This window comes from Mesorhizobium sp. SEMIA396, assembly GCF_024518615.1.
GTDB lineage: Bacteria > Pseudomonadota > Alphaproteobacteria > Rhizobiales > Rhizobiaceae > Mesorhizobium.
The window spans coordinates 236488-251429 of sequence record NZ_JANIFC010000003.1 but is presented as its reverse complement, the minus strand read 5'-3'; the positions used below and the strand labels follow the sequence as shown (position 1 = coordinate 251429).

General features: G+C 63.7%; 15 protein-coding genes. 7 read left to right on the top strand and 8 right to left on the bottom strand.

What is annotated here, in order from left to right; genetic code table 11:
* Window positions 1-30: 30 nt before the first annotated feature.
* The 4 genes from NP503_RS10685 to gcvA form a co-directional block, all read right to left on the bottom strand.
* The gene (locus tag NP503_RS10685; protein WP_127267046.1) at window positions 31-1335 is read right to left on the bottom strand and encodes an ABC transporter substrate-binding protein; all 1305 of its coding nucleotides are present in this window, start codon (window positions 1333-1335) and stop codon (window positions 31-33) included.
* Window positions 1336-1463: 128 nt separating this feature from the next.
* Window positions 1464-2906, bottom strand: a complete 1443-nt coding sequence (locus tag NP503_RS10680; protein ID WP_236383083.1) for a hypothetical protein — start codon at window positions 2904-2906, stop codon at window positions 1464-1466.
* Window positions 2907-3074: 168 nt separating this feature from the next.
* Entirely contained in the window at window positions 3075-4379 is a 1305-nt protein-coding gene (gene pncB, locus NP503_RS10675; protein ID WP_127267048.1) for a nicotinate phosphoribosyltransferase, read from the bottom strand.
* A gap of 136 nt (window positions 4380-4515) precedes the next feature.
* Window positions 4516-5490: a transcriptional regulator GcvA gene (gene gcvA, locus NP503_RS10670; protein WP_127272585.1), complete on the bottom strand. Its 975-nt coding sequence runs from the start codon at window positions 5488-5490 to the stop codon at window positions 4516-4518.
* 207 nt (window positions 5491-5697) lie between these two features.
* On the opposite strand from gcvA, the gene speB reads away from it, so the two are divergent.
* The 4 genes from speB to NP503_RS10650 all read left to right on the top strand — a co-directional run bounded on the left by speB (window position 5698) and on the right by NP503_RS10650 (window position 8958).
* Entirely contained in the window at window positions 5698-6759 is a 1062-nt protein-coding gene (gene speB, locus NP503_RS10665; RefSeq protein WP_127269240.1) for an agmatinase, read from the top strand.
* Window positions 6760-6844: 85 nt separating this feature from the next.
* On the top strand, window positions 6845-7651 hold the full coding sequence (locus tag NP503_RS10660; protein ID WP_127269241.1) for a transporter substrate-binding domain-containing protein: 807 nt from the start codon (window positions 6845-6847) through the stop codon (window positions 7649-7651).
* A 6-nt stretch (window positions 7652-7657) separates the two neighbouring features.
* Complete coding sequence (locus NP503_RS10655; protein ID WP_127269242.1) at window positions 7658-8314, top strand: amino acid ABC transporter permease; 657 nt, start codon at window positions 7658-7660, stop codon at window positions 8312-8314.
* On the top strand, window positions 8311-8958 hold the full coding sequence (locus tag NP503_RS10650) for an amino acid ABC transporter permease (protein ID WP_127269243.1): 648 nt from the start codon (window positions 8311-8313) through the stop codon (window positions 8956-8958). The genes NP503_RS10655 and NP503_RS10650 overlap by 4 nt, the downstream gene beginning before the upstream one ends.
* Before the next feature lie 22 nt (window positions 8959-8980).
* On the opposite strand, the gene NP503_RS10645 is transcribed toward NP503_RS10650, so the two are convergent.
* The 3 genes from NP503_RS10645 to NP503_RS10635 all read right to left on the bottom strand — a co-directional run bounded on the left by NP503_RS10645 (window position 8981) and on the right by NP503_RS10635 (window position 11778).
* Complete coding sequence (locus NP503_RS10645; RefSeq protein WP_127269244.1) at window positions 8981-9796, bottom strand: oxidoreductase; 816 nt, start codon at window positions 9794-9796, stop codon at window positions 8981-8983.
* A gap of 93 nt (window positions 9797-9889) precedes the next feature.
* Window positions 9890-11155, bottom strand: coding sequence for a beta-ketoacyl-ACP synthase II (gene fabF / locus NP503_RS10640; protein WP_127272586.1), 1266 nt, complete (start codon window positions 11153-11155; stop codon window positions 9890-9892).
* Window positions 11156-11199: 44 nt separating this feature from the next.
* Window positions 11200-11778 carry a TetR/AcrR family transcriptional regulator gene (locus tag NP503_RS10635; protein ID WP_127268435.1) on the bottom strand — a complete coding sequence of 193 codons (579 nt, stop codon included), beginning with the start codon at window positions 11776-11778 and terminating at the stop codon, window positions 11200-11202.
* 79 nt (window positions 11779-11857) lie between these two features.
* On the opposite strand from NP503_RS10635, the gene NP503_RS10630 reads away from it, so the two are divergent.
* From NP503_RS10630 to NP503_RS10620, 3 genes are all read left to right on the top strand, one after another.
* On the top strand, window positions 11858-12217 hold the full coding sequence (locus NP503_RS10630; RefSeq protein WP_127268436.1) for a hypothetical protein: 360 nt from the start codon (window positions 11858-11860) through the stop codon (window positions 12215-12217).
* An 88-nt stretch (window positions 12218-12305) separates the two neighbouring features.
* The gene (locus NP503_RS10625; RefSeq protein WP_127268437.1) at window positions 12306-12764 is read left to right on the top strand and encodes a nuclear transport factor 2 family protein; all 459 of its coding nucleotides are present in this window, start codon (window positions 12306-12308) and stop codon (window positions 12762-12764) included.
* Window positions 12765-12986: 222 nt separating this feature from the next.
* A complete protein-coding gene (locus NP503_RS10620) occupies window positions 12987-13274 on the top strand; it encodes a hypothetical protein (protein ID WP_127268438.1) in 288 nt (95 codons plus the stop codon).
* A 131-nt stretch (window positions 13275-13405) separates the two neighbouring features.
* On the opposite strand, the gene NP503_RS10615 is transcribed toward NP503_RS10620, so the two are convergent.
* Window positions 13406-14809, bottom strand: coding sequence for an MATE family efflux transporter (locus NP503_RS10615; RefSeq protein WP_127268439.1), 1404 nt, complete (start codon window positions 14807-14809; stop codon window positions 13406-13408).
* Window positions 14810-14942 lie beyond the last annotated feature (133 nt).

Sequence of the window (14942 nt, the reverse complement as noted above, 5' to 3'; positions counted from 1 at the left end):
CGCTGGCAGGCGCTTGCTGGAATGCCAAACTCACAGCGCCTGCGTCGTATAATCTCCCTCGGCCTCGTAAAGCCCGTCCTCGATCTTGGTCTTGTGCACGACCTTGAGCTTGCCGCCCTCGACCTTGGAGATGTTCTGGATACCAAAGCACTGGTGGATCTTGCCGTTGAAGGTTTTTGGCCCCTGCGGATGCTGCGGGCCTTCGGCGAACTCGGTCAGTGCCTCGGTCGCCTCGACCAGCTTGGCGCGGTCTTCCGGACCCTTGTAGCCGGCGTCTTCCATTGCCTTCTTGACGACATAGAGCGTCTCCCAGCAGCCGAACATGTGGGCTGCGGTGGAGACATCCTTGGGATCGCCGACGGCAGCGCCATTGTCATCGATGCCGACAGCGGTGCGGTAGGCCTTCTGCGCTTCGGAATCGTTGGCCTGCGCATAACGCGGCGAGCCTTCCCAGAAATGGCTGCCGTCGAGGAATTCGAGGCCGGGGCTGTTGATGTCGGTGGCCTCGAGCGAATCGATGAAGCCGAACAGTTGCGGTCGGTTGGAGCCGTAGAATTCGCCGAGCTCCTTGACGAAAGTGAGCACGGCCGGGCCGACCATGACGTGGTAGATCACCTCGGTCTCGGCCGGGATCTGCGGGAAGTATTTGGTGAAGGACGATTCCGTCGGCGGGATGGCGATCTGCGCGATGACCTCGCCGCCTTGCGCCTTCAGTGCCGGCGGCAGGTAGTCGCGATGGTCGTAGCCGAAAGCGAAATCGGGGAAGATCTGCGTCACCTTCTTGCCGGCATTGGCCGCGATCCACGGCGCCATCGACTGGATCTGGCTCTTCACGTCGGTGATGCCGGGCTGGAAGACATAGCGGTTCAGCTTTGTCGAGGCGACGTGATGGCCTTCGCTGACGACGAAATAGGGCATCTTGTTTTCGCCGGCGGCGGGCGCAGAGCCAATGACGACATGCGAGAACAGCGTGCCGAAGACGATGTCGGTCTTGTGCTGGGTGGCGAACTTGCCGACCACCTCGGCGCCACGGCCGGGATCGGTGCCGTCATCCTCGATGATCACCTCGACCTGACGGCCGTTGATGCCGCCGGCGGCGTTGATCGCCTTGACCGCGGCAGCCGTGGTCTTCTCGTACCAGCGGCCATAGGCGGCGCCGATGCCGGTGCGGTGCGACTGGAAGCCGATCTTGATCGGCGCCGAACTCTGCGCCTGGGAATAGCGGACGTAGCCGGGGGCCAGGCCCAGGCCGGCGCCGGCGGCCAGACCCTTCAGCGCCGTGCGGCGGGTGAGCGTGGATCTGGAGAGATCGAAAAACCCATTCTTGTCAGTCACGGCAGTTCCCCTGTTTTTGAGTTTTGACTGGCTGTAACGAGGCAAAAAATCGCATGTGTACAAACTAAATCACCAAAGCCCCGACGTGGCAAGCGGGCTTTCCCCGAAGGCATGCTGGTCGCCTTTTCTCATCCGACAGTCGGCGTGGCAAGCAACCAGAGGCCGAAGACGGTGTAGGCGATCATCAGCAAGGTGAGCGGGAACTGGCTGAGTGCCGCGCGGGAGGGCTGTGGGTGCAGGCGCCAGGCGAAGCCGTGAGCGACGAGGACGGCGAGCACATGGCCCAGGATGATGGCGCCGGCCTGGATATTCCACAGCCACCACGCAGAGTCCGCCCCCGCAACGATGCCGGCCTCGATCTGCATGTCGGCGGTGCCGAACAGGTTCCAGCCCAGCGCGAACGGATCGGACAGTGCCGCAAGCGCATACTGGCCGTCGACGAGCAGCGCCGTCAGATAATGCGCAACGTGATAGGCAAGCGCAATTGGCACGATCGACCACACCAGCAGGCCTGCGGCCTGGCCGAGCGTGTGATCGCTGCCGGCAAGACGCTGGCCGAGCCGGACGGCAAGCAGGAACACCGCCGCCAGCAGCGCGAATGTCAGGATCAGCCCGCAAGTGCCGCTGCCGATCAGCGCGGTGCGGCCGGGAAATTCGAGCGGGTTGATGCCGAACAGGCCGAGCCAGAAGAAGGTCTTCGACAGGCCGTCGAAGGACACCGACGACAGGGCCAGCAGCAGGAAGGCGATGCCGCTGGCCGGCAGGGGCTGCGCCGTCAGCAGCTTGGCGCCGGGCCAGCACAGGCCAAGCCGGCCGTCTTGGTTGCGTTCGGCCACGGCGAAGCGCGCCACCATCGAGAAGAAAACCGTCAGGAATTCACCGCTGCGGCTCCAGCCGCGATAGCCGAACGCCAGCATGGCGAGGAAAGAGAACAGCCAGTAGAGGCCGGCGGCCAAGGCCAGCCGCCCCGGATCGTCGGGCGCCGGATCGATGAGTTCGAACCAGGCGAAGGCGAAGAACAGGATGACAGCCGGCCAGCAGCCGACCCATCCGGGCAGGCGCCATGCTCCGTGATCCCTGGTCCCGAACAGGCGCGAGGCGAGACGCCATGCTCCATACCAGGGGTTGAGCCATGACCAGAGGTCGCCGAAGACACCCTGCAGCAGCGTGACGCCGGCCCACAACAGTGTCCAGATCACCAGTGGCAGAGGATTGGAAAGTGGGTCGCGGCTGCCGAAAAAGCCGGCGGCGATAAGAATTGCAAAGCCGGCGAAGGATAGCAGGCTGATGGCGGCGCGGGTGGCGTCGCTGAGGGCAAACAACGGCAGGCGCCGGCGCCAGAAACGATCGAGAAAATCCGCTGGCAGCAGCGCCAGGACGAGGAAACTGACGGCAACGGCGAAGGCGCCGCCGATCAGATAGTAGCCGGTCGGCAGCAGCAGGACATGGCCACGGTCGGAGGCGTGGGCGAAGGCGGGGGTGGGGAGGAGGGCCAACGAAGCGGAGAAGCAAATGGGCGGAATTTGCGAAGGGAAGCACCCTACGGCGCCCCCCTCTGTCCTGCCGGACATCTCCCCCACAGGTGGGGAGATTGGCAGTTTCGCCGCCGGCTCTTCCCTGGCAATGTTGTTGATTGGCGAAAGCAGAGATGAGGGAGCAATCTCCCCCCTTGAGGGGGAGATGTCCGGCAGGACAGAGGGGGGCGCCAGGGAACTCGTACTATCCAGGAACCCCACCCCTCACACCTTGACCAATTGCTCCACGCGGTCCTTCTCGCCGAAAATTCTGAGATACCGCTCGATCTCTTTCACATCGCCGGTCGCCTTGGCCGGATTGTCGGAAAGCTTGACCGCTGGCCTGCCATTGGCCTCGGTGACCTTGCAGACCAGCGATATGGCGTCGAGGCTGTTGGTTTCCGTCGGCGCGCAGCCTTCGAAATCATTGGTCAGATTGGTGCCCCAGCCGAAGGACATGCGCACCTTGCCCTTGAAGTGGCGATAGGTCTCCTCGATCGTCTCGACTTCGAGCCCGTCGGAGAAGATCAACAGCTTCTGCTTGGGATCCTTGCCCTTGTCGCGCCACCAGGACAGGATCTTTTCGCCGCCTTCGATCGGCGGCGCGCTGTCCGGGCGAAAGCCCGTCCAGTCGGCCACCCAGTCCGGCGCATCGCGCAGGAACGATGCCGTGCCGAAGGCGTCGGGCAGCACGATCAAGAGATTGCCGCCATAGTAACGCTGCCAGTCCTGCAGCACCTTGTAGGGCGACTGCCTCAGCTCTTTTTCCGAGTCGGCGAGGGCGGCGAACACCATCGGCAGCTCATGTGCGTTGGTGCCGAGCGCTTCGAGGTCGTTGTCCATGGCCAGAAGCACGTTGGAGGTGCCGGTGAACGCTTCGCCGATGCCTTCCTTCAGCGCCTCGACGCACCAGCGCTGCCATAGGAAGGAATGGCGCCGGCGCGTGCCGAAGTCCGAGATGCGGATGCCGGGCAGCGCCTTCAGCCGCTCGGTCTTGGCCCACATCTTGGACTTGGCGCGGGCATAGAGCACGTCGAGCGCGAAAGGCCCGAACGCCCGCATCGCCGCGCGCGATCGAAGTTCATTGATGATGGCGAGCGCCGGGATTTCCCACAGTGTGGTGTACATCCACGGCCCGCTGAAGGTCAGCTCATACTGCCCGTCGCGCTTCGACAGCTCGTATTCGGGCAGCCGGAAGCCTTCCAGCCAGGCGAGGAATTCCGGTTCGAAGATCTGCTTGCGGCCGTAGAAATTGTTACCGCCGAGCCAGATCATCTCCTTCTTGGAGAAGCGCAAGGTGCGGGCATGGTCGAGCTGTTCGCGCAATTCGGCCTCGTCGATCTCGTCGGCAAGGCGCACCGAAGTCGTGCGGTTGATCAGCGAGAAGGTTGCGTCGACCTTGGGATACATGCCCCAGATCATCTGCAGCATCAAAAGCTTGTAGAAATCTGTGTCGAGCAGGCTGCGCACGATCGGGTCGAGCTTCCAGGTGTGGTTGTAGACGCGCCGCGCAATATCGGTCTTAGCCATGTCTCAACACCGCCTTCGCTGCCTGCCATCCACAATCGCGACAGGCCTCATAGCATCGAATCGGCCAGAACGCTGCCCGCTTTCAGGCTGGCCCGACAAAAAGAGCTGCCTGCATGCGGTGGCGCAGAGCTTGGCATCAACTTGCGGATTTTCCGCCCATCACCCTGAGCGCCGGACGCTTGCGGCGGCTGACGATGCGGCCGGCCACAGGGGCGTCGGCGCGCCCGTCATCCCCGGCCTTCTCGGCGAACAGCCAGTCGATGAACACCTGCACGATCGGTGTCGCCCGCATCTCGTTGCGGCAGACGACATAGAAATCGTCGACCGCCGGCACCGACAGGCTGAACGGCGCGACCAGCATGCCCCTGGCCAGCAGCGCGCTTGCCGTCACGGAGTCGCCCAGCGCCACGCCATGGCCATGCACCGCCGCCTCGGTCGCCATGCGCGCATCGCCGAGGTGATGGCGGCGACCCCGCTCCAGGTCCAGCGCATCGGCGGCCGCCAGCCAGGTGTGCCATTCGCGGCCGTCATCGCCATGCAGGAAGACATGGTCGGCGAGATCCCTGACGCTGCGGATCGGCCGGTTGTTGATCAGTGTCGGGCTGACCACGGGAAACAGTTCGAGGCCCGACCATTTGCGCATCCAGCAATCGGTCCAGCTGCCGTCGCCATAATGCACGCAGACATCGATGGTGGGTGCCCGCAAATCCTTGGGATCGTTGGAAGGGATAAGCGTCAGCCTTATGTCGGGATATTGCGCCATGAAACTGCCGAGCCGCGGTGTCATCCACAACAACAGAAGCGCCGGCACGCAGGAGACCGAAAGTGTGCCGCTGCTCGCCGGCCTTGTCATGCGCTGGGTGGCGGCGGCGATGCCGTCGAAGGCTGTCGACACCGCGGGCAGAAGCTCCGCGCCATGCGGTGTCAGTTTGACCCGCTGGCCGGCCCGCTCGAACAGCTTGACACTGAGCGACTGCTCGAGCGCCTTGATCTGATGGCTGACGGCGCCATGGGTGACATTCAGCTCAATGGCCGCCTTGGTCAGCGAGCCATGCCGGGCCGTTGCCTCGAAGGCGCGCAGCGGATTAAGCGGTGGCAGGCGCTTGGTCATGGGTATCAACTTTATTGTGAGATTTTCTCACAGAAAACACCCTAACAATATCAATTGATTTTTCAATGCCGCTGCCGGACACTGAACCTGGAACAGCATCAAGACGTGAAATCTGCAGGCAGCCAGCGGGACAGCGGCCCGGCCGGATGACGGTCGGTTCGCAGGCGTCATCCGCGGCGGCACTGCATCAGCCCAGGAGGAGCGGATATGGGATACGATCGCGGCAAGCTCGACGCGTTGCGTCGCAAATATGGTGAAAGCCATGGCGGCGAGATGTTCGACCCGAAATTCCGCAAGGTGGCCGACAAGATCTTCTCCAAAAGTGGCACGCGGCTGGCGCCCTATTCAGGCATCCCGACCTTCCTCGCCGCGCCCTACCGCGAAATATCGGCCGACAATCCGGATTTCGGTGATTTGCAGGTGGCGATGATCGGCGTGCCGATGGATCTCGGCGTCACCAACCGGCCAGGCTCGCGCTTCGGGCCGCGAGCGCTGCGTGCCATCGAGCGCATCGGCCCCTACAATCACGTGCTGGAATGCGCGCCCACACATGAGCTCCGGGTCGCCGACATCGGCGACACGCCGTTCCGCAGCCGCTACCGGCTTGAGACAAGCCATGAGGATATCGAGCGGCGCACCAACCAGATCGTCGATGCCGGCGTCATCCCGCTTTCGATCGGCGGCGACCATTCGATCAGCCACCCGATCCTGAAGGCCGTTGGCAAGAAAGCTCCGGTCGGGTTGATCCATATCGACGCCCACTGCGACACCAGTGGCCTGTTCGACATGACCAAGTTCCACCATGGCGGCCCGTTCCGCAACGCGGTGCTTGACGGCGTGCTCGACCCGACGCGCACGATCCAGATCGGCATCCGCGGCTCGGCCGAATATCTGTGGGAGTTCACCTACGAGTCCGGCATGACCGTGGTGCATGCCGAGGAGGTGACCGGTCTCGGCATTCCGGCCATCATCGAGAAGGCGCGCAGAATAGTCGGCGACGGCCCGACCTATGTGTCCTTCGATATCGACAGCGTCGACCCGGCCTTCGCGCCGGGCACCGGCACGCCGGAAGTTGGCGGGCTGACGACGCGCGAAGTGCTCGAACTGCTGCGCGGCCTCAAGGGTCTCAACATCGTCGGCGGCGACGTCGTCGAGGTGGCGCCGCAATATGACGCGACCACCAACACGGCGCACGCCGCCGCACAGGTGCTGTTCGAGATATTGAGCCTGATGGTGTTCAGCCCGGCTGTCACCGGCAAGGGATCCTGACCTCTACCAATCCGAACGAAGGCGGCCGCCGCGCTGGAGCCGGCGGCCGTATCCAACAAACAAGCGTCCAGACAGGGGAATAACAATGACAATCCGCAAGACATTTGCCTCCATCGCCGCCGTGCTGATGCTTGGCACCGCCGGTTTCGGCTTCGCCACACAAGCCGCAAGCGCCGATGCGCTGGCGGACATCACCAAGGCCGGCACCATCAATGTCGGCGTCTTCGCCGATTTCCCGCCCTTCTCCTCGGCCAGCGCCGACATGAGCCTCAAGGGCTATGACATGGATGTCGCGCAATACATTGCCGATACGCTCAAGGTGAAGCTCAACCCCATCGCCGTCACCGGCCAGAACCGCATCCCGTATCTGAACGACAAGCGCGTCGACATCCTGATGAGCGTCGGCTACTCGAAGGAACGCGAACAGGTCATCGACTTCGCCGCCGCGTACGCGCCCTACTACATCGCCGTGATCGGTCCGGCGGCTCTGACGGTCAAGGGCAAGGAAGACCTCGCCGACAAGTCGATCGCCGTCAATCGTGGCACGCTGGAAGATACCTCGCTCACCGAGGCAGCACCGGCGTCGGCCGACATCAAGCGCTTCGACAACTACAATTCGGTGATCCAGGCCTTCATCTCCGGCCAGACGCAGCTGATGGTCGTCGGCAACGATGTCGGCGCGCAGGTGCTGGCCAAGCAGGACGCACTGAAGCCGGAGCAGAAGTTCCAGCTTCTGACCTCGCCCTCGCATATCGGCCTCAACAAGAATGAGGACGGCCTGAAGAAGGCGGTCAACGATGCCATCGCCAAGATGCTGGCCGACGGCAAGCTGGATGAAAGCTCGAAAACCTGGCTGAAGACGCCGCTCAATCCCGAAAACCTCAAGGATTGAGTTTCCGTGGCCTTTGCCTGGCTCCCGGGTGCTCTGGGCGACATCGCGCACGGCGCGGCCACGACGATCCTGCTGATCGCCGTGACCACGCTGGCCGGAACGCTGCTCAGCATCCTGGGTGCCGCGGGGCGACGAAACGGCCCGGTTCTGCTCAAGCGGGCAATCGCCTGTTACGTCGAGGTGATGCGCAACACGCCGTTCCTGGTGCAGCTGTTCTTCATCTTTTTCGGGCTGCCCAGCCTCGGCATCCGGCTCGACCCGCTCCTGGCCGCCATGCTGGCGATGACGCTCAACATGGCGGCCTACACGATCGAGATCGTCGGCGCCGGGCTTGACGCCGTGCCCGGCGGACAGACAGAAGCAGCGCTCGCGCTTGGGCTGCGGCCCCGCCAGGTGTTCATCAAGATCGTGCTGCCGCAGGCGCTCAAGGTGATCTTTCCGGCGCTGACCAGCCAGATCGTCATCATGATGCTGGAGTCGGCCGTGGTGTCGCAGATCGCCGTGCGTGAACTGACCTACGAGGCCGACATGCTGCAGGCGCGCACCTTCCGCTCCTTCGAGACCTATTTCGTCGTGACGCTGGTCTATCTCGCTCTGTCGATGGCCTTGCGCCGGCTGCTGGTGTCAGGCGGGCGCCGTGCGCTCGGAGCCGGCGTATCATGATCGAGTTCACCTCCTGGGACATCGTGCGCAACCTGCTGCTCGCCGCCCGCTGGACGGTGCTGCTATCGCTGGCCGCCTTCATCGGCGGCGGCATCGTCGGCCTGGTCGTGCTATTCTTCAGGATCGCCAAAAACAAGTGGAGCAGGCGCATAGCCTCGGGCTACATCGCCCTGTTCCAGGGAACGCCGCTCTTGATGCAGCTGTTCCTGATGTTCTTCGGGCTGCCGATGCTCGGCCTGCGCATCGAACCGTGGACGGCGGCGGCGCTCGGCCTCACCTTCTTCGCCAGCGCCTATCTCGCCGAAATCTGGCGCTCCGGCGTCGCGGCGCTACCCCTGGGGCAATGGGACGCCGGCGCAAGCCTTGGCCTGCACTATCTGCAGGAGCTGAGGCTGATCATCCTGCCGCAGGCCTTTTCGATCACCCGCGCACCCACCGTCGGCTTCCTGGTTCAGCTGATCAAATCGACCGCGCTCACTTCGATCATCGGCTTCGAGGAGCTGGTGCGGACCTCCAACGCCATCAACAATGCGACCTTCGAACCGTTCAAGGTCTACGGGCTGGTGGCTCTGATCTTCTTCGTCATGTGCTTTCCGCTGACGCAATACGCCCGCAGGCTCGAGAAACAGGCGGCTGCTCGCTGACGCGCCAAGGCAGCGCTCGATTTCAGGCCGGCAGCCCAAGCTGCTTGCGCAGGCTCTTGTCGAATGCGGACGCGGGGACGAAACGACGCAGGAAACTGACCTGGCGCGCCATTTTTCCCGCCGCATAGCGTTTCTTCGGCGCAGGATCGGTCGCCGCGGCCAAAACGGTGCTGGCGACCACTTCGGGCGCATCGCCTTTTTCCATCGATTTCCGCACGGATACAGTCATCCCGGCACGCGCGGAGTCGTAGATTTCGAGCGACCGGTCGGGGGCGGCAAGATTGTCCTCGAATGCCGTGCGGGTATAGGCGGGCTCCACCAGCGAAACGCGGATGCCGAACGGGCGCAATTCGTGATCGAGCGACTCCGAATAACCCTCGATGGCATGTTTGGTCGCCGAGTAGAGTGCGAAATAGGGAGCGGGGATGAGCCCCTGCACCGAACTCAAATTCACGATTCTGCCCTTCCCTTGGCGCCGCATTGCCGGCAGCACCGCGTTGGTCACACGCAAGACGCCGAAGACGTTCACGTCGAACAGCACCTTAGCCTGGGCGGTCGAGGACTCCTCTGCGCCGCCAAACAGGCCCATGCCGGCATTGTTGACAAGCAGGTCGATGCGTCCGGCCTTGGCCAGAACGTCATCGACCATTGTCGCAACGGACGCGTCGTCGGTCACGTCGCAGGTCAGCATGGTAACGCCGGCGGATGGCCGGGAGGCCGCGCGACGGCTGGTTCCGAAGACGCGAAAGCCGGCGCCTAGCAAGGCATCGGCGGTAGCGCGCCCGATGCCGGAAGATGCCCCTGTGACCAGGGCGACGCCAGGGTTGGTCTTGTTCATGGAAATCATATCCTTCTTTGCGTTGGATCGGATTGGGAAAAGCATGAGAGGCCGGGGCAAAGGGCGTTGGTCATGACTGCGTCTGGCCACCGGTTAGTTCCAGCGTCTGAACAGGGCGCTGGCATTCACGCCGCCAAAGCCGAAGCCATTGGAGATCGCGTACTCCATCTCCATGGGCCGGGGCGCGTTTGCGACGAAGTCGATTCCGTCGCCGGCCGGATCGGCCTCGCCAAGGTTGAGGGTTGGCGGGGCGACCTGATCCCTGAGCGCCAGGATTGCGAAGATCGCACCAAGCCCGCCGGCCGCTCCGAGCAAATGTCCGGTCGCCGATTTCGTGGCGCTGACAGCTATCGCGAAATCGCGCCCGAACACGCTCTTGATCGCTTCGATCTCACCCAGGTCGCCGACTGACGTTGATGTCGCATGCGCATTGAGATGACGAACCTCGCGTGGCGAAATCCCTGCATGGGCAATCGCGATCTGCATGGCCCGGCGCGCGCCGTCGCCGTCCTCTGGTCCGGAGGTGACGTGGTGGGCATCGGCGGTTGTGCCGTAGCCGACGAGCTCAGCCAACGGCTTTGCGCCGCGCGCCAACGCGTGGTCCAATGCCTCGATGACCAGCACGCCGGCTCCTTCGCCCATGACGAAGCCGTCCCGCGATGTGTCGAAAGGGCGCGAGGCTTGAGCCGGCGCCCAATTGAAGCCGGTTGAAAGAGAGCGCGCCGCGACGAAACCGCCGAGACTGACGGTGTTGATGCACGCTTCCGTTCCGCCGCATACGGCGATGTCGGCTTCGTTGGCGCGGATCAGGCGGGCGGCGTCGCCGATCGCTTGGATGCCCGCCGCGCATGCCGTCACCGGTGCGCCGAGTGGACCTTTGAAACCATGACGGATCGAGATGTGGCCCGCCGCGAGGTTTACCAGGAAGGACGGCACCGTAAAGGGAGACAGGCGGCGGGCGCCACGCAGGTCCACCGTGCGCACCGCCTCGGTGATGGCGGGGAACCCGCCGACCCCTGAAGCGATGATCGTGGCCGTGCGCAGGCGATCGGTTTCCAGGGCAGGCTTCCATTGCGCCTGCGCCAGCGCCTCTTCCGCCGCGGCCAGCGCGAAGAGAATGAACCGGTCCACCTTGCGTTGATCCTTCGCCGACAGGACGGCATCGGCATCGAAACCAGCCTCCGGATCTTCGCCCAGGGAGGGAACCACGCCGCCAATCTTAGCCGGCAGATCTCCCACCACATCGTCAGGAAGCCTGCGAACGCCCGACCGGCCGGCAAGCAGGCGTGACCAGGACGCTTCGACATTGGCGGCAAGGGGCGTGACCGCTCCCATGCCCGTGACGACAATCCGTTGCATCTGCTCTCCTGTCCTTGGTGTGCCGGCGGCGCTGCTCGCGCCGTTCAAGCGGCGACTGCTTCGCGAACCTGATCGGCCGCCGCATCCAGAAAAGCCTGTGCAAGGTCGGGGTCGTTGACGACCCGCGAGAGCACGACCGCGCCGACCATCGTCGAGAGAACGGCCATTGCCTTGTTGCCGGTCTTTTCGCTGTCGCCCTCGCCAACCCAACCGCCGAGCATCTCAAGGTACGCCTTGATGCCGACTTCGAATGATGCCTTCACCTCGGCACCTTGCCTGGCCGCATCCGAGCCGAGCGCAACGACCGGGCAGCCGTCCATCTTTTCCCCGCGATGGTCCATGCTGAGGTAGAATGAGATCACCCCGTCGAGCGGGCTCCCAGGATGTGCGGCGGTCGCGGCCGACCATTTGTGGGTGGCGCTTTCCATCGCGCGCCTGGACGCCAGCGCCGCCAGATCGTCCTTCGACTCGAATTGCTTGTAAAAGGCGCCCTGGGTCAGCCCGGCACCCTTCATCAGATCCTTGAGGCCGATGCCGTCAAAGCCGCGCTCCCGAAAAAGCCGGCTTGCCACATTGATCACGGTCTCGCGGTTTTCCGCGGCCTGAGTGCGACTCACACGCATCGTCATCTCCTTTTTAGATTGCATTCGTAATCTATACCCTATATAGAGGGTGAACGCAATCTAAAAAAGGACAAATGAGATGATCCCCAAAACCCTGAGCGCCTCGCTGCTGGCAGCGCTGTTTCTTGCAACCCCGGCTCTTGCCGAGGAAGCCACCATCGGACGCCCGATCGAAGGCGGCAGCCTGCACCAGGGACACCTGGACATGGTGGCCTACTACGTTCCGCGCGGCGACCTGCTTGAGGTCACCGCCACTTTCGCACCGAAGGCCGGGGGTGATCCGCTGCGGGTTGTCATGGGCCTCGCCAACAGTGACGCTGTGTCGTTTTCCATACCGGGCTACCCGGGCTCGCTCTACGCGTTCTCAAGGTCCGGTAAGGAAGTGACGGTCTCGACCGAGACTGACACATCCCTGCGAGCCGACGCGACAATGCCCTGACCTGACGCGCAGGCCCGCGGCCGCGCGATGCTGGCCGGGGCTCTCGCGTCGGAACGGCGCGCCACCAATAAGTTCGGAGAGAGGTCACATGCTTTACAGCTATTTTGTCGAGAAATCGATCCGGCAGAGCTTCGACGACGTCAACAACCATCGCTGGGACGCGGCGGTGAAGGCCATCGCGCCGCATGTCCATCACCGGGTTGGTGGCGCCCACGCGCTTGGTGGGGAGCGCCACGACAAGCAAGCCCTGCGCCGCTGGTTCGAGCGCCTCGGCCGTGTTCTGCCCACTCTCCATCTCACGGTCAACCACGTCTGGGTGAAGGGTTGGCCGTGGCATACCACCGTGTTTGCCCAGTGGGATGGCACCGCAACCCTGCTCAACGGCGATACGTCCTACATCAACCGTGGTCTCCACGTGTTCACGCTGCGGTGGGGCACGGTTCATGCGCTCGAGGAGTTTTACGATTCACAGGCGGCGGCGCGCGGTCTCGCCGCTCAAGCCGCAGCCGGCCTCGAAGAGGCTGTCGCCGAACAGATAACAAGCTGAAGCGCGGTTCGAGGACGGCCGGGTTGCCCATGCGCCGACCGGCTCGGGTCCCGAGCCATCTCCGCTGCCGCGCTCCAACTTGTTGCAAGACGTTCAAATTTGAGCTTCCGCACTCATGCTTTGTCGAGAGTATCTCCCGTATTCACTTAAACGGTCTGCGCCGTAGTTTTTAGCCGTTCTGAATCGCCGTCGGCGACGATGACGACGAAATAGGAGAACGCAATGACTCGCAATCACGTTGAACGTCTTGGAGAGTTCCGGGAAATCCTGGTCGCAACCCGACGCGAAGGAGTCCGCAACGTGCACCATACCCGCGATGCAATGCGGGCAAGTGGCTTTCAGATAGGGGACAGCGATGGCTCCAGCTACGGAGCCGAGCTGAAGGCGCTCCAGGAAGAAATTGAGGCAGTCGATCGCGCCATCGAAGACGAGAAGCGGTTGGCCCAGGCCCTCGAGAGCGCAGCTCAATCCCGCCGGCCGAGCAAGCCGAGAATCGTGAAGGGAACATAGTTCCGCTCTCGGCCGAGACGTTCATTGCCTCGGTGCCAAGCGCCGGCTCACGGCACGAACGTTTCTGCAGGCGCCGCTTAATCAGCTACAATATTGGGACATAGCGGCCGCCAAACCGGCACTGTCCTGTTTCAATGCCCAAACTCCAGCGGCGGCGCCAACCGGTCGCGCCGCAGCCAGCGCGCCAGAAGCAGCGCGGCCACCACGGCCAGCCCCGTCGACAGGCCGATCCAGATGCCGACGCCATGCAGGCCGAAATGGAAGGCGAGCAGCACGCCGAGCGGCAGGCCGACGCCCCAATAGCCGATCGCGGCATAGATCATCGGCACCTTGGTGTCGTGCAGGCCGCGCAGCATGCCGGCGGCCACCGCCTGGGCGCCGTCGAAGACCTGGAACAGCGCCGCGAAGACGAGGAACGACACGGCAAGTTCGATCACCCTGGCATTGGCCGGATTGCCCAGATCGATGAAGGCGCTGATCAGCGGATGCGGCCACAGGATCATCACCAGCCCCATCAGCGCCATGAACGAGACACCGATGACGAAAGCGGTCCAGCCGGCGCGCGAAACGCCTTCCGGATTACCGGCGCCGTGCGCAAGGCCGACGCGCACCGTCACCGCCTGGTTGAGGCCGAGCGGCACCATGAAGGAGATCGAGGCGATCTGGATGGCGATCGCGTGCGCGGCCAGCGAATCCGCGTCGATCAGGCCCATCAGCAGGGCCGCCGCATTGAAGATCGTCACCTCGAAGGCGAGAATGCCGGCGATCGGCAGGCCGAGCCGCAGCAGACCCTTGAAGCGCGGCCAGTCGGACCGCCAGAAGCGCCCGAACAGACGGTAGCGGCGGAACTTCTTCTCCAGCATCACCACGGCAGCCATGCCGATGAACATCAGCGCTGAGGACAGCGAGGTGGCAAGGCCCGACCCGGCAATGCCCATTGCCGGCACGCCGAGATTGCCGAACATGAACACCCAGTTGAAGAAGACGTTGCAGGCGACGGCGACGAAGACGATGACCAGCGCCCAGCCCGGCCGTTCCAGCGCCGAGATGAACGAGCGCAGCACGATATAGCCGTAGAACGGCAGCACCGCCCATTCGAGCCAGCGCAGATAGATGCCGGCCTGACGGGCGAGCGCCGGGTCCTGGCCCATCGCCAGCAGAATGCCTTCGCCGTGCCAAAGCACGAGCCAGATCGGAATCGAGATCAGGATCGCCAGCCACAGGCCCTGGCGCACGGTGCGGCGCAGGTCGCGCACCGAATAGCGGCGGCGGCCGAGCTCGGTGGCGATCATCGGCGAGGTCGCCAGCATCAGGCCGAGGCCGAAGATCAGCGGCATGAAATAAAGGTTGGCGCCAAGCGCGCCGCTGGCCAGCGTATCCGGCCCCAGACGACCCATCATCATGACGTCGGTGGCCGTCATCGCGGTCTGGCCGAGATTGGTCAGCACCATCGGCCAGGCAAGCGCCAGCGTCGCCCTGATTTCCTGACGCCAAAGACTTTCCGGCGCGCGAGCGCCGGCTTCGATCGCAGACATTGTTCCGCTCTTTCCAGCTACGGCACGTCGGCCAGAGCCGGAAGCCGCATGTCAAACGGCAAAACCTTCGGTTTCGCGGCGTTTGCGTCAGCTTCTGGACGAAACGCGACATGAAGGCAAGAGAGGAGGGACA